The 21,670-nt window shown below is 70.3% G+C and carries 16 protein-coding genes; 2 read left to right on the top strand and 14 right to left on the bottom strand.

Annotation, left to right across the window (positions count from 1 at the left end; translation table 11 throughout):
• Positions 1-44: 44 nt before the first annotated feature.
• The 4 genes from APR04_RS27200 to APR04_RS27185 form a co-directional block, all read right to left on the bottom strand.
• Positions 45-1,223: a Gfo/Idh/MocA family protein gene (locus APR04_RS27200; RefSeq protein WP_253876972.1), complete on the bottom strand. Its 1,179-nt coding sequence runs from the start codon at positions 1,221-1,223 to the stop codon at positions 45-47.
• A gap of 73 nt (positions 1,224-1,296) precedes the next feature.
• A complete protein-coding gene (locus tag APR04_RS27195; RefSeq protein WP_253876970.1) occupies positions 1,297-2,352 on the bottom strand; it encodes a substrate-binding domain-containing protein in 1,056 nt (351 codons plus the stop codon).
• Between the two features lie 82 nt (positions 2,353-2,434).
• The gene (locus tag APR04_RS27190; protein WP_253876999.1) at positions 2,435-3,373 is read right to left on the bottom strand and encodes an ABC transporter permease; all 939 of its coding nucleotides are present in this window, start codon (positions 3,371-3,373) and stop codon (positions 2,435-2,437) included.
• A gap of 35 nt (positions 3,374-3,408) precedes the next feature.
• Entirely contained in the window at positions 3,409-4,890 is a 1,482-nt protein-coding gene (locus APR04_RS27185) for a sugar ABC transporter ATP-binding protein (protein ID WP_253876968.1), read from the bottom strand.
• 132 nt (positions 4,891-5,022) lie between these two features.
• Here APR04_RS27185 and APR04_RS27180 point away from each other — a divergent pair, with 132 nt between their 5' ends.
• Positions 5,023-6,204, top strand: a complete 1,182-nt coding sequence (locus tag APR04_RS27180) for an ROK family transcriptional regulator (RefSeq protein ID WP_253876966.1) — start codon at positions 5,023-5,025, stop codon at positions 6,202-6,204.
• A gap of 87 nt (positions 6,205-6,291) precedes the next feature.
• Here the strand turns inward: APR04_RS27180 and APR04_RS27175 are convergent, their stop codons facing one another.
• The 10 genes from APR04_RS27175 to APR04_RS27130 form a co-directional block, all read right to left on the bottom strand.
• A complete protein-coding gene (locus tag APR04_RS27175) occupies positions 6,292-9,264 on the bottom strand; it encodes a 3-keto-alpha-glucoside-1,2-lyase-like domain-containing protein (RefSeq protein ID WP_253876964.1) in 2,973 nt (990 codons plus the stop codon).
• Between the two features lie 274 nt (positions 9,265-9,538).
• Positions 9,539-12,295, bottom strand: a complete 2,757-nt coding sequence (locus tag APR04_RS27170) for a PKD domain-containing protein (protein WP_253876962.1) — start codon at positions 12,293-12,295, stop codon at positions 9,539-9,541.
• Between the two features lie 45 nt (positions 12,296-12,340).
• Entirely contained in the window at positions 12,341-13,366 is a 1,026-nt protein-coding gene (locus APR04_RS27165; protein ID WP_253876960.1) for a Gfo/Idh/MocA family protein, read from the bottom strand.
• Positions 13,367-13,457: 91 nt separating this feature from the next.
• On the bottom strand, positions 13,458-14,276 hold the full coding sequence (locus APR04_RS27160) for an ABC transporter ATP-binding protein (RefSeq protein ID WP_253876958.1): 819 nt from the start codon (positions 14,274-14,276) through the stop codon (positions 13,458-13,460).
• Positions 14,276-15,280, bottom strand: coding sequence for an ABC transporter substrate-binding protein (locus APR04_RS27155; protein ID WP_253876956.1), 1,005 nt, complete (start codon positions 15,278-15,280; stop codon positions 14,276-14,278). The genes APR04_RS27160 and APR04_RS27155 overlap by 1 nt, the downstream gene beginning before the upstream one ends.
• A gap of 91 nt (positions 15,281-15,371) precedes the next feature.
• The gene (locus tag APR04_RS27150) at positions 15,372-16,274 is read right to left on the bottom strand and encodes an ABC transporter permease (RefSeq protein WP_253876954.1); all 903 of its coding nucleotides are present in this window, start codon (positions 16,272-16,274) and stop codon (positions 15,372-15,374) included.
• A 62-nt stretch (positions 16,275-16,336) separates the two neighbouring features.
• Positions 16,337-17,164 carry a sugar phosphate isomerase/epimerase family protein gene (locus APR04_RS27145; protein ID WP_253876952.1) on the bottom strand — a complete coding sequence of 276 codons (828 nt, stop codon included), beginning with the start codon at positions 17,162-17,164 and terminating at the stop codon, positions 16,337-16,339.
• 116 nt (positions 17,165-17,280) lie between these two features.
• On the bottom strand, positions 17,281-18,447 hold the full coding sequence (locus tag APR04_RS27140; protein WP_253876950.1) for a sugar phosphate isomerase/epimerase family protein: 1,167 nt from the start codon (positions 18,445-18,447) through the stop codon (positions 17,281-17,283).
• A gap of 131 nt (positions 18,448-18,578) precedes the next feature.
• Positions 18,579-19,886: a methyltransferase family protein gene (locus APR04_RS31195; RefSeq protein ID WP_253876948.1), complete on the bottom strand. Its 1,308-nt coding sequence runs from the start codon at positions 19,884-19,886 to the stop codon at positions 18,579-18,581.
• The gene (locus APR04_RS27130) at positions 19,883-20,938 is read right to left on the bottom strand and encodes an SRPBCC family protein (RefSeq protein ID WP_253876946.1); all 1,056 of its coding nucleotides are present in this window, start codon (positions 20,936-20,938) and stop codon (positions 19,883-19,885) included. Before APR04_RS27130 ends, APR04_RS31195 begins: the two co-directional genes overlap by 4 nt.
• Before the next feature lie 107 nt (positions 20,939-21,045).
• On the opposite strand from APR04_RS27130, the gene APR04_RS27125 reads away from it, so the two are divergent.
• Positions 21,046-21,666: a TetR/AcrR family transcriptional regulator gene (locus APR04_RS27125; protein ID WP_253876944.1), complete on the top strand. Its 621-nt coding sequence runs from the start codon at positions 21,046-21,048 to the stop codon at positions 21,664-21,666.
• The last annotated feature ends 4 nt before the right edge of the window (positions 21,667-21,670 follow it).

Raw genomic sequence — 21,670 nt, 5'->3', positions numbered from 1 at the left:
GTGCGGGCTCAGGACAGGTCTTCTCCCTGCCCTGAGCCTGTGGTTCACGGCAGCGGGACCCACCCCCCTCCGCCGGCCGCGCTGCGCTCGACGGCGTCCAGCACCCGCTGGACCTCCAGGCCATCGGTGAACGACGGCGTCGGCTGCCGTCCCGCTGCCAGGTCGCCCATCAGGTCGACGACCTGGTGCGTGAACGCGTGCTCGTAGCCGAGCCCGTGTCCCGCAGGCCACCAGGCACCGCCGTAGGGGTGCTCCGGCTCGGTGACGACGATCCGGCGGAAGCCGGCGGTCGTCACATCGTCCGTGGCGTCGAAGAAGTGCAAGAGGTTCATGTCCTCGAAGTCGAAAGCGAGCGAGCCCTTCGATCCGTTCACCTCCAGCCGGATAGCGTTCTTGCGGCCCCAGGCAAACCTGGTCGCCTCGAAGGTCGCCAGACCGCCGCCGGACAGCCGCCCGAAGAAGACCGCGGCGTCGTCCACCGTGACCTTACCCGTGCGGCCGCCGTCGGCCACCCCCGACAGGCCGGAGGACGACGACGCCTCCGGCCGCTCGTGCACGAAGGTCTCGAGCAGCCCGCTCACCCCGGTGAGCGACTCACCGGTGATGAACTTGGCCAGGTCCACGATGTGGGCACCGATGTCGCCCAGCGCACCGGAGCCCGCCTTCTGCTTGTCCAGGCGCCATGACATCGGCGCCTCGGGGTCGGCGATCCAGTCCTGCAGGTACTGCGCGCGCACGTGCCGGACCTCACCGATCCGCCCCTGCTCCACGAGCTGGCGCGCCAGGGCGATGGCGGGGACGCGTCGGTAGGTGAACCCCACCATCGCGCGCACGCCCCGCTCCGCCGCCGCGTCCGCGGCGGCCACCATCTTCTCCGCCTCGGCCACGCTGTTCGCCAGCGGCTTCTCGCACAGGACGTGCTTGCCCGCCTCCAGCGCCGCCACCGCTATCTCGGCGTGCGTGTCGCCCGGCGTGCAGATGTCGATCAGCCCGATGTCGTCCCGCGTCAGCAGCTCTCGCCACCCGACGACCGCCTCGTCCCAGCCGAGCCGGTCGGCCGCCGCACGGACCGCGGTCTCGTCCCGCCCGGCCACCGCGCGCATGCGCGGCGCCAGAGCCAGGTCGAAGAACCGCGGCGCCGTGCGCCAGGCCTGCGAGTGTGCTGCCCCCATGAACGCGTAGCCGACCATGCCGACCCCGAGCTCGTTCTCACCGCTGCTCATACCGCGCCTCCCCCCACTCTCGATTCACCGCCGTGTTGCACGCCCCAGCGGGCGTCGTCCGATGCGTCACGCGTCAGGACTCGAAGCCGATGGGGAGGTACTCCTCGACGTTGTCCGCCGTCACGACGGGTGCGTGGAGCTGGATCGTGCGCGGCACGCCGATCGATGCCAGGTCCCCGATCGTCTTGTCCTGGGCGATCAGCCGGGCGAGCTTGATGCCGTCGGCCGCCTGCGTGGACGGGTAGACGACCGTCGCCTGCACCACGCTGTCGCCGGACTGGATCTCTTCCATCATGTTGGTCGACCCGGCGCCACCCACGAGGAAGAACTCGTCGCGGTCGGCGTTCTCGATGGCCGCGAGCACGCCGACGCCCTGGTCGTCGTCGTGGTTCCAGATGGCGTCGATCTCGGGCTCGGCGGACAGCAGGTTCGCGGTCGCCTCCTCGCCACCCTCGACCGTGAAGTCGGCGGCGACACGGGCGTCGACGTCGAGCCCGCAGTCCTCCAGCGCGTCCTTGAAGCCGTCGCTACGGTCCGTGGTCAGCGGCAGGGCGTCGATGCCGGCGATCTCGGCGACCACGGCGTCCTTGTTGTCGCCGATCTGCTCGCAGATGTAGGTGCCCGCGCTCACGCCCATGCCGTAGTTGTCGCCCAGCACCGTGGTGCGGGCGGCGAACGGGCTGGTGAACTCGCGGTCCACGTTGATGACCGGGATGCCCGCCTCCATCGCCTCGAGCGCGACCGCGGTGAGCGCGGCGCCGTCGAACGGCAGCAGCACGATGGCATCCACCTCATCGGTGATGAAGCCCTCGATCTGGCTGATCTGCACGTTCACGTCGTTGGTGCCCTCGGCGACGCGGAGCTCCACGTCCTCGTACTTCTCGGCCTCGGCCTCGGCCGCCGAGGTGATGGCGCCCATCCAGCCGTGGTCGGCCGCCGGGGCGGAGAAGCCGATGACGACCTCGTCGCCGGGCTCGTCGTTGTCCGTCGTGGTGACGGGGCCGGCAGCCGCCGTCTCCTCGTCGCGCGGCTCGTTGCTGACGCAGCCGGTGACGACGAGCGCGGCGCAGGCCGCCGCGATGAAGGCGCCGGAAACCCTGCGCGTACGCACTGCTGTTGAAGAAGTCATCGTGATCTCCCTTGATCCGGGGTAGTACCTGGGGATTGGTCAGCACATGTACTGGGTAGGACGTGGGCCGCGCGGACGCGGCTCAGGTGCTCGTGGCCTTCTCGCGCGCGGCGAACCACTGCTGCAGCAGCACGGCGCCCACGATGATCACGCCCTTGGTGATCGCCTGGACCGAGCTGTCGATGTTGTTCAGGATGAACACGTTGGTGAGCGTCGAGAAGATCAGGACGCCCAGGACGGTGCCTGTGATGGTGCCGCGGCCGCCGGCCAACAGGGTGCCGCCGACGACGACCGCCGCGATGACGTCCAGCTCGAGGAGCGTTCCGTTCGTCGAGGAGCCGGCAGTGGTGCGGGCCAACGCCATCACGGCGCCGATACCCGCCGTCAGGCCGGCGAGCCCGTACAGGTAGAGGGTGTGCCGCTTGATCTTGATGCCCGCGAGGCGCGCGGCCTCCGGGTTGCCGCCCACCGCGACGGTGCGTCGGCCGAACGTGGTGCGGTTCAGCAGGAACCAGCCGGCGACGGCGACCACGACGAAGATCCACACGATCATCGGCAGGCCGAGCACGTCGGCGCGGAACGTGTCGAGGAACGGGTCCACCTCGACGAGCTGCGTCTGCCGGCCGGCGATGAGCTCTGCGAGGCCTCGCGCGGCCGCCAGCATGGCGAGGGTGGCCATGAAGGCCGGCACCTTGCCGTACGCGACGAGGGCGCCGTTCACCAAGCCGGCGGCCAGGCCGACGGCCAGCGCGGTCAGCACGATGACCCACCAGCCGTAGTCCTCCGCCAGGTACTGGGTGGACAGCGTGGACGCCCAGACGGTCGCCAGGCCGAGCACCGAGCCGACCGACAGGTCGATGCCGCCGGCGGTGATGACGAACGTCATGCCGATGCTCACCACGCCGGTCGTCGCCGCAAGGGCGAGCAGCGTGGTGATGTTGCCGACCGAGGCGAACCGGCCACCCGTGGTGACGATCCCCACCACGCACAGCAGGACCAGGGCGAGCACGAGGCCGCCCATTCGCAGTGCCGGCCCTGACAGGGCCGATCGTCCTCTCACGGGACACTTCCTTCCATGACCATATCGAGCACGGCGTGCTCGTCGATGTCGTCGGCGGGGCTGTCGTGGACCGCCCGGCCGTCGGAGATGACCAGGACCCGGTCTGCCAGGCCCAGTACTTCGGGGATCTCGCTGGACACGACGATGACGGCGGCGCCGTCGTCGGCCAGTCGGCGGATCAGGCTGTAGATCTCGGAGCGCGCGCCCACGTCGACGCCCCGGGTGGGCTCGTCGAGCAGCAGCACGCGGCAGCCGTGCACCAGCCAGCGGGCGAGCAGCGCCTTCTGCTGGTTGCCGCCGGACAGCGTGCGCGCGTTGCGGTCCACGGAAGCCGGGCGCAGCTCGAGGGCCTCGACCTGCTCCTGCGCCGCGGCACGCTCGGCCTTCTCGTCGAGCCAGCTGCCGTGAGCGAAGCGCGCGAAGGAGGACAGGGTGATGTTCCGGTACACGGGCTCGTCCAGGAGCAGGCCCTGGCTCTTGCGCTCCTCGGGGCACAGGCCCATGCCCGCGGCGACCGCCGCGTCGACCCCGCCGCGCAGGCGCTTGCCACCCAGCCGTACGGTGCCCGACGTCGCGCGCCGAGCCCCGTAGATCGTCTCGAGGATCTCGGACCGGCCGGACCCGACCAGACCCGCCAGGCCGACGATCTCGCCGGCCCGGACCGTGAGGGAGACGTCCTTGAAGACGTCGCCGAGCGCGAGGCCCTCGACCTCCAGGACGGGCGCGGCGTCCTCCGCGACGCCGGGACGCTCGGGGAACGCGTACTCGACAGCACGGCCCGTCATGAGCTTGATGAGGTCGTCCGTCGGCGTGTCCGCGACAGCGAGGCTCGTCGCGACCGTGCGCCCGTCCTTGATCACGGTGATGCGGTCGCCGAGCTGCCGGATCTCCTCCAGCCGGTGCGAGATGTAGACGACGGCGACGCCGTCGGCCGTCAGCTCGCGCACGATGCGGTGGAGGTTCTCGACCTCCTCGGAGTCCAGCACGGCGGACGGCTCGTCCATGACGACCACGCGTGCGTCCCGCGAAAGTGCGCGGGCCAGCGAGACGATCTGCTTGCCCGCCGCCGGCAGGCTGCCCACCTCGCGGTGGGGCGAGATCTCCGAGTGACCGAGCCGCTTCAGGATCGCCCGGGTGTTCCGAGCCGCCTCGGACCGGCGTGTGACGCCGCCTCGTGCGAGCTCGTGCCCGAGGTAGATGTTCTCGGCGACGGTCAGCCCGTCGACGACATCCAGCTCCTGGTAGATCGTCGCGATGCCCAGTCTGAGCGCCGCGACCGGGTCCGGGATCGTCACCTGCTTCTCGTCGAGCAGCACCTCGCCAGCTGTGGGCTGGTGCGCACCCGCCAAGATCTTGATCAGGGTGGACTTGCCGGCCCCGTTCTGCCCCAGCAGGCAGTGCACCTCGCCAGGGCGGACCTCGAGGTCCACCCCGTCGAGCGCCCGCGCACCGGGGAACTCCTTGACAATGCCCCGCATACGAAGCAGGGGCTGCTTCACCTGTTGCTCTGCCCCATGGGGGTCCACGTCGACCATGTAATGAACGTAGAGGGACTTTTGGCGACGGTCAAGCAAAAGTCGCAACTTCGTTGGCCATGATTGACTAGAGGCATGGTGGAAGTGGCACGGGAACTGATGCAGCAGGCGCCCAAGGTCTCCGGAGCAGGGGACATGTTCCAGCTCTTGCGCGACGGCAGACCGCGCACGCGAGCGGATCTTGCGGCGGTCACGGGACAGGCCCGGTCGACCGTGGCTGCGCGTATCGACCTGCTCATGGCCGCGGGGCTGATCGCCCCGGCGGGCGAGGCCTCGTCGACCGGCGGCCGCCCGCCCGCGACGTTCGCCTTCGCGCCGTCCGCCCGGGTGGTGCTGGGCGTGGACCTCGGCGCGACGCACGCGCGGCTCGCGCTGACCGACCTCGCCTCCACCGTGCTCGCGCAGCGCGACCTGCCGCTGCTGATCACCGACGGACCAGGACCGGTGCTCGACCAGGTCGCCGCGACCGGCGCCGAGCTGCTGGCCGAGGCAGGCCGGTCCGCCGACGAGCTCGCGGGGGTCGGCGTCGGCCTGCCCGGGCCGGTGGAGCACGCGACCGGGAAGCCGAACAACCCGCCGATCATGCCGGGCTGGGACGACGCCGACGTGCCGGCCATCCTCGGTGCGCGGTTCAACGCGCCCGTGCTCGTCGACAACGACGTCAACATCATGGCGCTCGGCGAGCACCGCGCCGCCTGGCCCGACGTCGCGGACCTCCTGTTCGTCAAGGTCGCCACGGGCATCGGTGCGGGGATCATCGCCGACGGGGCGCTCCGGCGCGGCGCCCAGGGCTCAGCCGGCGACATCGGGCACGTCGCGGTGCCCGGCGTCACGGACGTCGTGTGCCGGTGCGGGAACATCGGCTGCCTCGAGGCGATCGCCAGCGGGCTGGCCGTCGCGAACGCGCTGGAGGGCACGCGCACGCCCGCCGACGTAGTCGTCCTGGTGCGCGCCGGCGACGTCACCGCGAGCCAGGCGGTACGTCAGGCCGGCCGGGACATCGGCGCGGTGCTCGCCACGAGCGTCAGCCTGCTCAACCCGTCGATGATCGTCATCGGCGGCATCCTCGCGGACGCCGGCGAGCACATCGTCGCCGGCATCCGTGAGGTGGTCTACCAGCGGTCCCTCCCCCTCGCGACGCAGCACCTGCGCATCGTCACGGCCCGGACCGGCACCCATGCCGGCGTGCTCGGCGCGAGCGCCATGGCGGTGGACCAGGCCCTGTCCTCGGAGGCGGTCGACCGCCTGGTCAGCTAACCGTACGCGGACGGCCGGTGGCCCTGACTCGGCGTACCAGGTACGCCGAGTCAGGGCCACAGGCCGTTCAGGACCGCTCGGGCCGCGTCAGCCCAGCTCCTTCACCCGGACGTCGCGGTAGTAGATGGTCTCCCCACCACCGTGGTTCTGGAGACCCACGTACCCCTGGGCGAGGTCACGTGCGGGATCGGTGCTCGTGAAGTCGTTCACCAGCACCCCGTTGAGCAGGACCTTGATGTTCTGGCCCTCCACCTTGATCTCGTAGGAGTTCCACGAGCCGACCGGGTTCAGCGCCTGCTCCACGGCAGCCGCGTCCGCACCCTGGAAGGTGTAGATCGACCCGGTGGTGCGGTCGGGCTCGTCGCTCGCGTCGACCTGGATCTCGTAGCCCTCGTTCACGGCGACCCACGGGTCGTTCCCCGGGTTCGGGAAGCCGACGAAGATGCCGCCGTTGTCGTCCTTGATGAGCTTCCAGTCGAGCTTGAGGCTGTACTCGCCCAGCTCCTGACCGGTGTGCCAGAGCAGGCCCATACCGCCGGTGCTGCGGATCGAGCAGTCGGCCTGGCGGCCGAACGAGCCGGCTCCCGCCAGACGCCACTCGTCGAGGGATGCGAGGGTGCCGTCGAACAGGGCCTCGTAGCCCTCCTCGTAGTCCTCCGACCCGCAGATGTCCGGGTTGCCGTTGCCGACCTTGAGGACGTCGAGGTTGACGTTGCCGTCGTCCTCCGCGTCGTAGCGCAGCGTGATCGTGTTGACGCCCTTGCGCAGCGGCAGGTCCCTGGACGCGGTCGCCCAGGTCTTCCAGTCACCGGTGGACTCCAGCGCCCACGGCTCGACCTCCTCGCCGTTGACGAGCACGGAGACCGTCTTGGTGCCCTCGAACGGGTTGGGACCGTTCGAGTACCGCAGGCTCACCGGCTGGTCGCCCGTGCGCTTGGCGGTCGCCGTGAAGGTCGCAGAAGCGCCCACCTCGCCGAACCCGGCCGCGAAGCCGGAGCCGGAGTAGCCGCTGTGCTCGGTGGCGACGTTCGCCGAACCCCGCAGCGAGGCCTCCTCTGCCTCGAGGTACCCCTTCTCGGCGGGGGCCTTGTAGCCGGGGATCGCGTTGAGCGTGTACCAGGCCTCGGTGTTCCACAGCTCGCGGCCCTCGGTGTCCGCGAACGGGCGCGGGCTACGCAGGTGCACCACGCGTCCCGGCTCGAGACCGTCCACCGTGAGGGTCACCTTCGTACCGTCCCTCGACACCTTGGCCTTGTCGACGAACAGCGGTCGCTCGTCGACCTTCGGCCCGCCGTAGGAACGCGTGGGCACGTAGCGCCAGTGGTCCATCTGGAACGCCGCGTTCGGGTCCTCGGCGATCTTGGCCACCGTCTCCTCGGACAACGGCTGCGTGTACTCGACCTCGAAGCCCTTCTTGGTGGCCCGCATCTCGGTCATGTCGAAGGCGTCCTGGCCGTTCGGAGTGAGCTTCTGCAGGCCGTAGCGGAGCTTGCCCGGCTCGCTCCAGTTGCCGCCCTCACCGATGCCGCCCACGTACAGGGCGCCGTCGGGCCCGACGACGGTGCGGTTGACGCCTGCCTCCAGGCCGGCCGAGTGCCGGAACACCGCGCCCTGGTACTCGCCATCGACCTCTTCGAGGAAGCCGCGCTGCAGGCCGCCGTAGGTGACGTCACCGAAGACGAGCTGGCCCTCGTACGGGCCGTCCTCGAGCTGCACAGGGGCGCTCGGCGAGTTGCCGATCTCGTTCTGCGGCACCCAGAGGGCCGGAGCAGAGACGGGCTGGTCGTCGAACGGACCCGCCGGGTTTGTGAAGTGGTTGAAGAACTTGTCCTGCTCGATGTGCACGAGCTTCGAGCTGGGCAGCCACGCACCCTGGTTGTCCATCACGAACAGCTCGCCGTCCGGGCCCTTGACCATGCCGTTCGGCGTGCGCAGGCCACCGGCGACGAACTCGACCTCACCGGTCTCGCGGTCGATCTTGATGGTGCTGCCGCGGTTCTCGGCCGGCTGGGGGTCCGTGGTGGCGCCGCCGTTGTTGATGGCGACCGAGAGGCTGACGTAGAAGTAGTCCTCGTCGTGCAGCAGGCCGAAGGCGAACTCGTGGAAGTTGCCGCCGAAGGGCCACTCGGCCACCGTGCGGTGCTCGTCGTAGAAGCCGTCGCCGTCGGGGTCGGTGAGCTCGGTGAGCCCGTCGCGCTCGGAGACGAAGATCGAGTCCTCGATGACCGCGATGCCCATCGGGTTGAACAGGTCCGTGGCGACCTTCTCGTAGGTCACCTCGTCCTTCGACGTCTCGCCGGTCACGTTGTCGAGCAGGAACACCTCGCCCGGCTCCGGGTCCTCGACCCAGCCGCCGGGGCTCACGGAGCCGGAGGTGACGACGGCGAGGCGCTCGTCCTCGGTCCAGTCGAGGCCGGAGACCATGGGCTCGAAGCCCTCGGGACGCAGGTCGGTGAGCGTGTAGCCGGGGTACACGGAGTCGAGGCGCATGCCGTCGCCCGCCGAGTCGTCCTGGCCCTCGCAGTACTTGGTGCCGGGAGCGGTCACGCGCACGACACCGGCCTCGGTGCTCAGGACGCTCTCGGGGACGACGACGAAGTCGGCAGTGCCCGGCGGACGCCACTCGAGCCGCAGGATGTTGTCGTTCGTGTTGTCGAAGTACTCGACGCGCAGGTCGTGGAAGCCCGCGTCGAGGGCGATGGTGCCCTCCTTCGAAGACTCGCCGTGCAGGCCGTCGTGGTCCACGACGACCGTGTCGTCGATCGACAGCCGTGAGCCGTCGTCGCTCGTGAGCCGGAACTCGTAGTTGCCGGCGGACGGCACCGACAGGTTCGCGAGCGCGTGCGCGATGAAGCGCTCGCCCATGCCGAAGTCGGCTTCCTCGGTGTAGTCGATGGTCGGCTTCAGCTGGTCGACGTTCGGCGTCTGGCCCGAGCGCAGCGTGCACAGCTCGCTGAGGTCACGGGCCAGGTCGTACGTCCGGAGCGTGACGCCCGGCTCCTGTGGCGGCAGGTCGTCGGTCGCCGCCGTCGCTGCGGGGACCGTCCCCGTCAGTATCACCGCTGTCAGTGCTAGGGCAGTCGCGCCTGCGGCTGCCTGTCTCGCGCGGGTCGTGGTTCCACGTTGACGCATGAACTCTCCTCGGTCGGCGTTGACCTTGCGGCTAGAACCTACGAGAGACTTCTGTCGGGAGTCAAGCAGAAGTTGTCAGACAATCACCGTTAATGGGTGAACTATGCCGGGGCCGAACCGGTGCCTCCGGGCGCCTGGATCGGCCGGCCCGGACGCGAAGTACGCATCCGGGCCAGCCGGCCGAGGTGCCGATGCGGTCAGCTCATCGGCCGCTGTCGGCGACGACGAGCTCCACGGTGGCCCAGTCCCTCGTCCCCTCGCTGTCCGTGGCGATCAGCCGGGCGGTGTACCGACCGGGGGCCGAGTACTCGTGGGTGACCTCCTGGCCTTCCGACGTCGTGCCGTCACCGAGGTCCCAGAGGTAGGACGTGATCTCCCGGTCCTCCGGCGCGACGGCGGAGCCCGACAGCTCGACCGAGAGGTTGTCCGGGCCCCCGGTGCGGCTGGCCTCCGCCTGGACCACCGGGGCGGTCGCGTCGGCGACTCCCCGGCCGTGGAAGACGAGCCAGTCGAGTGCCAGCGCGTCGTCCGCTCCCTGTGCCTGCTCCGTGCTGCCCGACTGTCCCCTGTCGGAGACCACGAGATAGAGGGTGGTGGTTCCGCTCTGCCCCTCGATGTCGATGCTGGGCGAGACGACCTGTCCGGCGGCGGCCGCCGCGCCGACCTTCACCTGGCCGATCTTCGGTCCGGTCGGGCTGCCCGTGCGCACCTCGACGGTGGCACCGGCGGCGCCGGGCACCACTCCGAGGGTGAGCCCGGTGATCCCGGTCAGGTCGACCGGCTCGAACGCGATCCAGTCACCGTCGTCAACGTCGCTGACCAGGCGACCGCCTCGTGCCGAGGAGTCGTCAGCGACGGTCACGCCGGAGGCCTCGCTGAAGAACTCGGCCTCCTTGTCCTTGACCTGCAGCCTGATGCGGTCCTGGCCGGTGAGCTCGGGAACGCCCTCGGTGCCCAGGTCCTGGTAGCCGGCGCCGAGCACCCCGTAGACGTTCTGCCCGACCCCGTGGTCGGCGGGGTCGAGGAAGACGGACCCGGAGCAGCCCGTGTAGTTGTCCAGCGGGTGGGCGTGCGTGTCGTGCCCCAGCTGGGTGTTGACGGTCACGCGGCTGCAGTCGATGGTTCCGGCAGCGGTGGAACCGTCCTCGGCGTCGACGACGTCGACCGAGTACGGGACGGTGTCCCCCAGCTCGGCGAAGCCGCCGTCGGCCGGCGTGTCGAAGGAGACCTCCGGACGGGTGTTGCCCGCCGTGATCTTCTGGACCGCTACACCGGTGAGGCCGTCACTGTCGGTGACGGTCAGTCGCGCGGAGAACTGTCCGCGCTCCTCGTAGGTGTGCACGGGGCTGACCTCGGTCGAGTCCACGACGCCGTCGTTCTCGAAGTCCCAGGCATACGTGATGTCGAGCCCGTCCGGGCTGTGGCTGGCCTCGCCGTCGAAGCTGACCGTGAGCGGGGCCGAGCCGGACTCGACGTCGGGCGTGAACGACGAGATCGGGCGCCGGCCGTCGGCGACGTAGTCGACGCGGTAGATGCCCGCGTCGGTGTTGGTGCTGCCTCGCCCGGCGCCTCGTCCGCTGCCGAAGTCCATGATGTACAGCGAACCGTCGGGCCCGAACTCCGCCTCGAACGGCGAGACGAAGCTCTCCTCGGGGAGGAACGGGTCGATCGAGAGGAGGTCACCGGTGGCCTCGTCGATCGACAGCACCTTGTAGAAGTTGCGCGCGTACTCGGAGACGAACCAGTGGCCGTCGTAGGACTCGGGGAACTTCGTCTTGACGGGGTTCTCGGCGTCGTACCGGTAGACCGGGCCGGCCATCGGGGCGGCACCGCCCGACGCGAGCTCCGGGAACTCCGGCGACTCGCCGTAGCCGTACCAGACGAGGGGCAGCTGGCTGGGCGGCAGCTCGCGCAGGCCCGTGTTGTTCGGGGACTCGTTGACCGGGTTGGCGCAGTCGAACGCCTCGCCGGACTCGCCGGTGGCGAAGTCGTAGTCGATGTACGCCTGGTTGTTCGCGTGGCAGTACGGCCAGCCATGGTTGCCCGGCTCGGTCATCCGGATGAGCTCGACCATGCCCTCCGGTCCGCGCAGCGGATTCGCCACCCGGGCGTCGGGCCCGTAGTCACCGACGAGGACCGCGCTCGTCTCGGGGTCGACGGTGATGCGGAACGGGTTCCGGAAGCCCATCCCGTAGATCTCGGGGCGAGCGCCCTCCGTGCCCGGCGCGAACAGGTTGCCCTCGGGAACCGTGTACGTCCCGTCGTCCTCCGGGTGGATCCGCAGCACCTTGCCGCGCAGGTCGTCGGTGTTGGCGGACGTGCCCTGCGCGTCCCACGCACGGCGACCCTCGCGCTCGTCGATCGGCGTGTAGCCGCTCTGGTCGAACGGGTCGGCGTTGTCACCGGTGGCCACGTGGAGGTTGCCGTCGGGGCCCATCGCCAGGGAGCCGCCCATGTGCGAGTTCGCGCGACCCTCGCCCCGCCAGATCGTGTAGTCGAGCAGGCGCTCCTCCGACGCCGGGTCGATCGTGTTGTCCGGCCCCATGGTGAACCGGGAGAGGTTCATCTTGGCGACGTCCGGGTCGCTCCACAGCAGGTACAACCACCCGTTCTCGGCGAAGTCGTTGTCCAGCGTCAGACCCAGCAGACCGTCCGACTGGGTCAGGAGGTCGAGGGAGTACCCGAAGTCCAGTGCGGTGGTCTGGCGCAACGTGTCCTGCTCGAGGACCTTCACCGCGCCGGTCCGCTCGATGTAGACGACCCGGCCGTCGTCGGCGACGTCCAGCTCGAACGGGTCGCTGAGGCCTTCCGTCACCAGCGGGATCTTCTCGAAGCTGGACGAGTCGGCGTGGTCGCCCTCCCCAGGGTGTGCTGCGGAGACCGAGGCGGTTGCCAGGGACCCGACGGCGACGGCCATCCCGATCATGGCCGCCACGGCTCTGTGGCGTGATGCAGACATCATGAACACTCCTTCGTGTAGGTGAAATGTCTTGGTGCTGGGAGATCAGGTCAGATGGCCTGGTCGCACCACCTCTCCGGTCGACGCGGCCGCATAGATCGCGCACAGGAGCCGGACCGTCTGGACGGCGTCGTCGACGTCCACCGGAACAGGCGAGGAGCGCTCCAGAGCGGAGAGGATCCTGTCCCACTGGGCGAGGTGGCCGCCGTGCCCGATGGCGAGCGGGTCCGCGGCCCCGGTCGCGGCAGTCCCCGACGGCGGCGCCGGGACCCCCGGCACCTCCCAGCGGCGCACCTCCCCCTGAGCGAGCTCCACCGTGCCGCCCGAGCCGTGCACGGAGAGGGTCGCCGGGTGTCCCGGCGGCGTCGCGGTCGTGGTGGTCACGACGCCGAGTGCCCCGGACGCGAAACGCAGGGTGGCGACCGTGGTGTCCTCGGCCTCCATCGCGTGCGCAAGGGTGCCGTACTGCGCGGTCACTGACTCGACCGGGCCACAGAGCCAGCGGAGCAGGTCGACGTTGTGGACGCCCTGGTTCACCAGGGATCCCCCGCCCTGCTCGACGGTGGTCCGCCAGCTCGCGGCGGCGTAGTAGTCGTCGTCGCGGAACCAGTGGACGTGCGTCGTCGCCAGCCGGATCTCGCCGAGCGCGCCGGCGTCCAGGGCGCTCTTGAGCCGCTCGTGCTCGGGCTCGAACCGCCGTTGGGAGATGGTCGAGACCATGAGCCCGCGCTCCCGGGCGACGCGGGCGATGCTCACGGCGTGCTCGACGCTCAGCGCCAGCGGCTTCTCGACGACGACGTGCCGCCCTGCCTCCAGTGCCGCGAGCGCCAGCTGCGCGTGCGTGCCGCTGGGTGAGCAGATCGCCACGACGTCGACGTCCGGGTGGTTCATCACCTGCTCCGGCGTGAGGTGGGCCGCCTCCCAGCCGGCGAGCGCCTCCCGGGTCGCGCCGCGCGAGCTGCTGTACGCCACGAGCGCGGCACGCTCGCCCAGGTCTCGCAGGGCCCGCGCGTGCATGGTGCCGATGTTGCCCATGCCGACGATGCCGACACCGAGGCTGCTCGTACTCATGGATCCTCCTGGAAGGGCTTCGGGTCCGCGGGGTGATGAGGCGCGCCGACCGGTCCGCGGTGGCCGCGGTGGTCGGTGGCGGCCCGTACGTCTACTCGGGTGTGTGCGTGGCCCCGAGCAGGCCCCGGATCCGTTCTGCCGCGCGGGTGAAGCGGGGGTCCCTCAGGGTGGTGCCGTAGTCACGCTCGTCCGGCAGGCCGGGCTCCAAGGTCTCCACGATCCGGCCGGGTCGTGGGCTCATGACCACGATCCGGCTGCCCAGGTACACCGCCTCTGGAACCGAGTGGGTGACCAGGACGACCGTCGTCCCGGTCTCGCGCCAGATCCGGTTCATCTCGACGTTCATCTGCTCGCGGGTCAGTGCGTCCAGTGCTCCGAACGGCTCGTCCATGAGCAGCACCCGCGGTTCGTGCAGGAGTGCCCTGCACAGCGCGACCCGTTGCTGCATGCCTCCGGACAGCTCGTGCGGCAGCGCCTTCTCGAACCCGGTCAGTCCGGTGAGCTCGATGAGGTGGTCTGCGCGCCGCTGCGCCAGCCGCCGGTCCATGCCTCGCATCTCGGCCTGGAGGAGGATGTTCTTGCGCACTCCTCGCCACTCGAGCAGGGCCGACCGCTGGAACGCGAACCCGATGTCACGCTGTGGCCGGGTGACCGGCGCACCGTACAGGTGCACCTTTCCCTCGAAGCCGGGTGTGAGGCCCGCGACGAGCTTCAGCAGCGTCGACTTCCCGCAGCCGGAGGGGCCCGCGATGGTGACGAACTCGCCGGCGCGGACCGTCAACGAGACATCGTCGAGGGCCACGGTCTCCGACCGCTTCGACCTGAACCGCATCGTGAGGTTCTCGACCTCGATGATCGGGTCCGTCGCCACGGACGGCGTCGTCGCTCCGTCGAGAACTGTGGCTGCCATCAGAGGTCCTCACCGAACGTGGCGTCCCAGTACTCCGTCGGCGCGACCTCACCGTCGAAATCCGTGTTCTCGGAGAGGAACGTGAGGGTGTCGGTCCACTGCTCCTCGGTGTTGGTACCAGGCACCGGCGCCTCCTCCAGGTTGAGCAGCTCGATCGTGGCGGCGAGCTGAGCGGACAGGACGCTCTCCTCCGGGGCCTGCTCGGCGCCGGCCGCCATCGCCTTGACCGCGGCATCCTGGTTGTCGGCCGCCTCGAGGAACGAGCGCGACGTAGCGCGCACCATGGCCTCGACGAGCTCCGGGTCCTCCTGGATCATGGACTCGTTCGCCACCAGGCCGGTGCCGAGCAGGTTCATCCCGAAGTCGGCGAACGGCAGGGCATCGACCTCCTCGCCGGACTGGTTCTCGATGGTCGGGGCCTGGTCGTGGTGGAAGCCCTGGATGGCGTCGACCTTGCCCTCGATCAGCGCGGCGATCTTGCCGGCCGCGTCGACGTTGACCACCTTCACGTCAGCCGGGTCGACACCGTTGAGCTCCAGCCAGGCCGGGAACGTGCCGTACATGGCGTCACCCGGTGTGCCGCCGACCGTCTTTCCGACAAGGTCGGCGGGCTCCGTGATGCCCTGGTCGGCGAAGAACTCGACCGAGCTGGGCCCGGTCTGGAGGAAGACGCCCACGCTCCGCACCGGCATCCCCGAGCTGATCCCGTTCGCCAGCGGCGGCGTGTCCGACCAGCCGAAGTCGGTGTTGCGCTGTGCCACCTGCTGGACGGTGTTCCCCGATCCGTTGCCCGGCTGGATCGTGAGGTCGATCCCCTCCTCCTCGAAGAAGCCCTGCTCGACCCCGTAGTAGAGGGGGGCGTGCTCGCCGTAGGGGACCCAGTTCAGGGTGACGGTCACCGCGGCGTTCCCCTCTGCGGCGCTGTCGGGCGTCCCTCCGGCCGAGCACCCCGCCACGGCCAGGCTGACCACTGCCAATGAAGCTCCGAGCTTTGCAGCACGCATGAGAACGGCCTTTCTTTCGTGCCGCCGCTACGGGCGGCCGTTGGCTACAGGCAAGTGACACGAGAGAAGCTGAGGTTCGGGCGGGTGGGGCTCAGGACGCCGCGAGCACGACGCTGCCCCGACGCGACGCGTGCCAGGGGATGAGAAGGTGCTCCGCCAGCTCGACCAGCACGAAGAGGACGACGCCGATGAGCGACATGAGGATGAGGTCCGCGAACAACAGCGGCGCGTCCAGGTTGCCGCTCGCCAGGAGCAGCACGAACCCGAGACCGCGGTCGGCGCCGACGAACTCGCCGACGACCGCACCCACCACGGCGAGCGTCACTGCGACCTTGAGGCCCGACATGAGCTGCGGGAGCGCACCGGGGAACCGGATCTTCACGAACGTCCGCCAGCGCGAGGCGCCCATCGTCGCCGACATCTCCAGCAGCTCCGGGTCGACCGACCGCAGACCCGCTACCGCCGAGACGACGACGGGGAAGAACGCGATGAGCACGGCGAGGATGATCTTGGGCGTCAGCCCGAACCCGAACCAGACCACCAGGATCGGCGCGATGGCGATCTTCGGGATGACCTGGGCGAAGAGGATCAGCGGGTACAACGACTTCTCGGCCGTCTTCGAGTAGACCAGGAGCACCGCCGTCGCTACACCGACCACCGCGGCGATCACGAAGCCGAGGACGGTCTCGACCGTGGTCACCCAGGTGTGCTCGAGCAGCATGGCCCGCTCACTGACCATGGTCTCCAGCACCGCTCCGGGAGACGGGATGAGGTAGGCGGGAACGAGCTCTCGCCACGCGACGAACCACCACCCGGCGAACAACAGGCCGAGGACGACGAGCGGTCGCCAGGACGCATCGGCCAGGCGGACGGCCTGACCCCACGCCGAGGTGCGCCCGCGCCCGGGGACCGCCGTGTCCTTGGCCGTGGCCCTGGCAGTCGCGGTGGGCGGGCCGTCCGACGAGTCAGCCCGCAGGTCCTCAGTGGTGGTCATCGGGCTCTCCTCCGTGCTGGTCGTTCGAGGGTTCGTCGAAGCGGGCGGTGGGTCGGTGGTGGTCACGTGTACGGCACTCCCTCGGCTCGCAGCATGGTGGTGAAGGCTTCCCAGGCGTCCGTGAACAGCTCCGGCCCGGAGAAGCCGCCCAGGCTGTGGGCGTCGCTGAGATGGGGCTCCAGCGAGAAGAACCCGTCGAACCCGTCGGCCCAGAGCGCTCGGACCGTGTCGCGCACCTCGCCGTCGCCCAGCCCTGGGAGCACGATCTCCCCCGTACTGCGCTTCGTGTCCTTGATCTGCACGTACTCGATGTGCGAGCGGAGGAGCTCGTAGGCGTCGGTGTACGGACGCACGCCGACCTGGACGAAGTTGGCCGGGTCCCAGGCCAGGGTCAGGTGCGGTGACCCGACGGACTCCACGACGTCGAGGCACCGCTTCGGGGTGTCCCCGTAGACGCCCTGCTCGTTCTCGTGGAGCAGCACGACACCGGCGTCGGTCGCCAGCCGGGTCAGCGCGGACAGGCGCCGCAGCACCTCGTCCCTGCACGAGTCCGGGTCGGTACCCGGCCGCACGTAGAACGAGAAGATCCTGACGTAGGGGGCCCGGAAGTACTCGGCCGTGTACGCGGCCTGGTGCATCCGTTCGAGGTGCGCGTCGAAGTCCTCGTCCACGAAGATCTTCCCGATCGGGGACCCGATGCTCGACACCTCGAGCCCGTACTGCCGCAGCAGGCTCTTGACGCGCTGACGCTGCGCGTCGTCCAGATCGAGGACGTTGGTGTCCCACGCGCTCCGCAGCTCGATGAACTTCAGGTCGAGCGCTGCCGCCACCCTGCACTGGGTCTCGAAGTCGGGCGATATCTCGTCAGCAAATCCTGAGAGCGTCCACACCTTGGTTCTCCCTCTTTGGCGCATGTCGACACTGACACCCGGCCCGTCCGGGCCGGCCGGCCTTTCTCCTGTGCTGGCCCTGCTGCCGGTCCGCGCGAGCGGACCGGCAGCGTGGATCAGTAGCGCAGCTCGGCGAGGTTGCCGATGCTGGTGCACGCCGACGTGACGCCGTCCGGGCTCGGCCGGTCGTGCTCCGTGAAGCCGTACCGGACCCCGGCGAGCGAGGCGCTGGCGAAGATCTCGGCGAAGTCGATGGTGCCCTCGCCCACGTCGGCGAAGGAGCCGTCAGCCGCGATGTCCTTGAGGTGAAGCAGCTCGAACCGGCCGGGGTAGGTGTTGAACAGCTCGACGGCGCCGACCTCGGCGCTGGCCGCCCAGTACACGTCGAGCTCCATGGTGACGAGCTCGGGGTCGGTCTCCCGGACCAGGACGTCGTAGCCGCTGACGCCGTTCTCGACGGTCTCGAACTCGTACCCGTGGTTGTGGTACGCGACGGTGATCCCGTTCTCCTTGAGCGTCGCGCCCACCTCGTTCAGGACCGCGGCGGTCCGGGAGTAGTCCGCGAGGGTCCAGCTGCTGGAGCCCGAGATGCGCACGTACTCGGCGCCGATCGCCTGCGCCTCCGCGATGACGCCATCGAGGTCGTTCTCCAGGTCCGCCTGGCTGACACCGATGGACGGTACGGCCAGCCCTGCGGCGTCCGTCAGCGGCGCGAGCTCCGCGGAGGTGTACCCGTAGAAGCTGCCGACGCGTCCGGACGGCTCCATGTTCTGGAAGCCGCACTCGGCGAGAGCCGCAAGGGTCCCCTCCGTATCCGTCGGCATCGTGGCCCGGACAGTGAAGCCCACCAGGCCGATCTTGCTCAGGTCCACCGAGCGGGTCCCGGTCACGGGGTGCGGCGCACCCACCTCCGAGGCCGCCGCGGCTCGCGAGATGCTGGAGCGCTCGGCGTCCGTGAGCACACCCGCCCGCTCCAGGTCGCTCGCGACTCGAACGGCAGTGCTCGTGAACTGGCCGTGCGTCGAGAACGGCGCATCCGCCATGATCTCGTCCATGACGGTGCATCCGTCGCCGGTGTCATAGTTAGGCACACCGGAGGCGGCCTCGCCCGCACCGAAGAACACCGCCTGGCTGGCCGAGTACCCGTAGGCGCACTCGTCGGTCGTTGGAGCAGCGGACGCACCTGACGCGACCAGAGGTAGCGAAAGAACGCCGCTGACCGCCGCGACGAGCCACTTGCTGGTGCGGTGTGAGGTCCGCCCGGGGGTGGGAATACGGTCCATCAGCCTGCCTCTCCGTTGAGGTTGCCTGTCCGTTACGCACGAAGAACACCGATGTGGTCCTCATGTCGTGGCAGACGTTATGTCCCCGACAGAGCCGCCACAACGAGTTGCCATTTGTTGCCCTGGGGCGCTCACGAGGCTGGGTGGCGGCCCTCCAGCAGCAGCGTCTTGCCGGGACGCGACGGCCGAGGACCGGCCCCGAACGCATCGGCGCCGAGCTGGGCGAAGTGCCGCACGACGGGCAGGTCGAGCGCCCAGCCCGCGAGCGCCCAGCCGAGGTGGATGTGCCCCAGCGCGCGGGCGACAGCGGCGACGCCCTTGGCACGAGCTCCGGGCGTCTCGTAGGTGATGCGGTACAGGACATCAGGGTGTTCGGCGGCCGGCCGGATCTCCAGCCGGGCGGGCGCGCGGCGGGCGAACCAGTACGCGAGCCCCGTGCACGGGTCGCAGCCGGCGGCGACCCACAGCGTCGCGGCAGGGATGGTGGCCGCCGGCCGCCGACGGGGCAGCCAGGATCGTACCGATGCGCGATAGGTGAGGTAGCGCGCGCCGAACGTCCGGTGCAGCTGCTCCCTCTCGTGCCACTCGCCCAGCCCAGCGGAGTAGCCGACGGCGACCAGCGCGCCGAGCAGGAGCGCCGGCTCACCGAGGGTGAGGGCGAGCATCGCGTACGCGGCGGCGACGGTCGCCTGCATCGGATTGCGCAGGTATGCGTACGGTCCGGAGGTGACCAGGCGCGCGGGCGGGTCGTACGGCAGCGGTGTGCCGTGCCCGACGACGGCCAGCTCGCGCATGGCGGCAAGGCCCGGCAGGCAGACGAGCAGCGTGAGCTGGAGACCGATGGACGTGACCGACGTCGGCCACCTCGGTTCGGGCGCCAGGGCCAGGACGGGCAGGGCGAGCAGCAGCCCGCAGGCCCAGATCGCCTGCGCCCATGCCCGAACCGTCACGCGCGTGCCGCGCAAGGTCCAGCGAGCCAGGAGCAGCGCCGGGACCAGGACCGTCACGACGCCGACCAACTCGCCGACCAACCACGCGTCGCCGAGCACGACCACCGGCTCACCGAGCGGCATGAGGGCGAGGTCCAGCCAGACCAGGGCGGCAACGAAGAGCAGGAGCGATCCCGGTCCCCCGCCTTGTCGTGCGCCCAGGGCCGGCACCGCGCCCCACAGGAGCGACCACCCCAGCCACAGGTCCACCGGCACGTCGAGCCACACCGCGCCGGTCGCGTGGAATGTCCACCAGCCGAGCGCAGGCGCCACGACGTTCAGAGGGAGGAGCAGCAGCGCGGCCCACGCCGTCGCCGTGATCGCCGCTCCGACCGCGCGCGGACTGGGCGCCCGCCAGGCGCACAGGGCGATCATTACGGTCAGCGGGGCCGCTAGCGCCACTCCCCGGACGATGACGGCGGCCGCGGCAGGGTCGAGCTGGCCGGTCACGAGGCCGCCTGCTCCGCCGTGGCCGCGAACGTCTCGATGAGGTACTCGGAGGCCAAGTCCGTCGCGTAGCGCTGGAGCGGGCCGAAGTACCAGGACGGGTCGAAGGTGCGGGTGTACCGCAGTGACCAGGTGACTCGGGTGCGGTCGGCGCCGACTGCTTCCCACGTGACGTCGGCGGCGTGCAGGTCCATCCAGCGGCTCAGGGTCGTGTCGTTCGTGACGTCGAAGCGCAGCCTTCCCCCGGCGTCGGACACCTGGGACCGGGTGATCCGCAGGGACATCGCGCGCGGCGTGGTCTCCGCGCCGATGCCCAGGCTGCGACGCGGGGTAAAGGTCACGTGCCGCTCGTCGCCGACCCGCAGCCCGTCACCCGTCGCGGACACCGGCTCGGGGAACGGGACCGACCGCAGGAACGGCTCCTCGAAGTCGCCGTAGCTGGGTTGGGCGGCCAGGGCTGCCGCTACCTGCTCGGGCGTCGCCTGCACCACGACGGTCGCGGTGCCGGCGTCGTCGCGCGGAAGCAGGCTGAACCCACCGACGCCCTCGGCCAGCAGGACGAGGAGCAGCGGCGCCACGGCGACGGCGCGCCCGCGATGGTTGCGCGACTTCTGGACGAGACCGCCGATGATCGCCGCGACACCGTAGAACAGCGGTGCCGCGATGACCAGGCACACGACGCCCTCGTCCAGGAGCGGACCGGCGAGCGCCAGCCCGACCGTGGTGGTGGCCAGGGCGGTGCCGACCGCACTCCTTGGCCGGGCCGTGAGGATCACGGTGAGCGCGATGACCGCGGGGATGCCCACGTAGAAGAGCGCGGTCTGCTGCGCGTCGGCGGAGCCGAGGAGCTTGGCCGCGAGCATCGCGGCGAACAGGGCGAGGGCGATCCCGGCCAGCTGGAGCCGTGCGCGACGCGCCTCCGGCGTCAGCGGAGGGCGGCGAGTACGGGCAGGCTCGGGGTCGGCGTCCCACTCGGCGTCGGGCCGCGTGTCCCGGCGGACCCGCCGCTCCGGGTCGGGCTCGGTCTCCCGGGGTTCTTCCGTCGGTCCATGCACCAGTTCCTCCGTCGTCGCCGCGCGGGACTGACCGGCGCGCTGTTTGATCACTCGATTTAATCACTCGATTAAAGCATATGATCAAGCGACGGCGGAAGGAGCTCACGATGGCCCAGACCGGGCGCGGGACTGCCGAGGAGACACGCAAGCGCCTGCTGGACGCCGCGGACCAGGTGCTGCGCGAGCACGGGTACGCCGCGGCGTCGGCAAGGACCATCGCGACGGCCGCTGAGGCCAACTCGGCGCTGGTCTTCTATCACTTCGGTGGCGTGGACGGGCTGCTGCTGGCGGCGCTCGACCGCGCGACAGAGGAGCGCATGGCGCTGCACCGGGTCACAGCGGCGAAGGCGCGCACCGTCGAGGAGCTGGTCGAGGCGGCGACCGCCATCTATCGCACGGACCTGGAGCGTGGGTACCTCGCGCAGTTCGGCGAGCTCGTCGCGGCGGCCGTGACCAAGCCGGCCCTGCGGGCGGAGATCAGTGTGCGGGCCGAACCCTGGGTCGGTTTCGTCGCCGAGCACTGGGAGCGCGTCGTGGGCGGGTCACCGCTCGGGAAGCTGCTCCCCGCGCGGGACGTCGCCGACGCCGCGATCACCTTCTACCTCGGCGTGAACCTGTTCTCGGTGATCGACCCCGACCGCCAACGGACCGACGGCGTCTTCGCCCTCGCCGCCCGGCTCGCGCCGCAGGCCAAGCTGCTCACCATGCGGCTGCCGGGCCGCCGGTGAGCCC

This window comes from Promicromonospora umidemergens (assembly GCF_024171995.1).
In the GTDB taxonomy this organism is placed as follows: domain Bacteria; phylum Actinomycetota; class Actinomycetes; order Actinomycetales; family Cellulomonadaceae; genus Promicromonospora; species Promicromonospora umidemergens.
The sequence above is the reverse complement of the archived record's forward strand: the minus strand, read 5'-3'. Positions and strand labels throughout refer to the sequence as shown.

Excerpts from the sequence above, each read along its gene's own strand:
- APR04_RS27185 (WP_253876968.1), bottom strand. The coding sequence starts at position 4,890 with ATGCGGGGCATTGTCAAGGAGTTCCCCGGTGCGCGGGCGCTCGACGGG.
- APR04_RS27165 (WP_253876960.1), bottom strand. The coding sequence starts at position 13,366 with ATGAGTACGAGCAGCCTCGGTGTCGGCATCGTCGGCATGGGCAACATC.
- APR04_RS27140 (WP_253876950.1), bottom strand. The coding sequence starts at position 18,447 with ATGGACCGTATTCCCACCCCCGGGCGGACCTCACACCGCACCAGCAAG.
- APR04_RS27160 (WP_253876958.1), bottom strand. The coding sequence starts at position 14,276 with ATGGCAGCCACAGTTCTCGACGGAGCGACGACGCCGTCCGTGGCGACG.
- APR04_RS27150 (WP_253876954.1), bottom strand. The coding sequence starts at position 16,274 with ATGACCACCACTGAGGACCTGCGGGCTGACTCGTCGGACGGCCCGCCC.
- APR04_RS27200 (WP_253876972.1), bottom strand. The coding sequence starts at position 1,223 with ATGAGCAGCGGTGAGAACGAGCTCGGGGTCGGCATGGTCGGCTACGCG.
- APR04_RS27190 (WP_253876999.1), bottom strand. The coding sequence starts at position 3,373 with ATGGGCGGCCTCGTGCTCGCCCTGGTCCTGCTGTGCGTGGTGGGGATC.
- APR04_RS27155 (WP_253876956.1), bottom strand. The coding sequence starts at position 15,280 with ATGCGTGCTGCAAAGCTCGGAGCTTCATTGGCAGTGGTCAGCCTGGCC.
- APR04_RS27195 (WP_253876970.1), bottom strand. The coding sequence starts at position 2,352 with ATGACTTCTTCAACAGCAGTGCGTACGCGCAGGGTTTCCGGCGCCTTC.
- APR04_RS27180 (WP_253876966.1), top strand. The coding sequence starts at position 5,023 with ATGGTGGAAGTGGCACGGGAACTGATGCAGCAGGCGCCCAAGGTCTCC.
- APR04_RS27170 (WP_253876962.1), bottom strand. The coding sequence starts at position 12,295 with ATGTCTGCATCACGCCACAGAGCCGTGGCGGCCATGATCGGGATGGCC.
- APR04_RS27125 (WP_253876944.1), top strand. The coding sequence starts at position 21,046 with ATGGCCCAGACCGGGCGCGGGACTGCCGAGGAGACACGCAAGCGCCTG.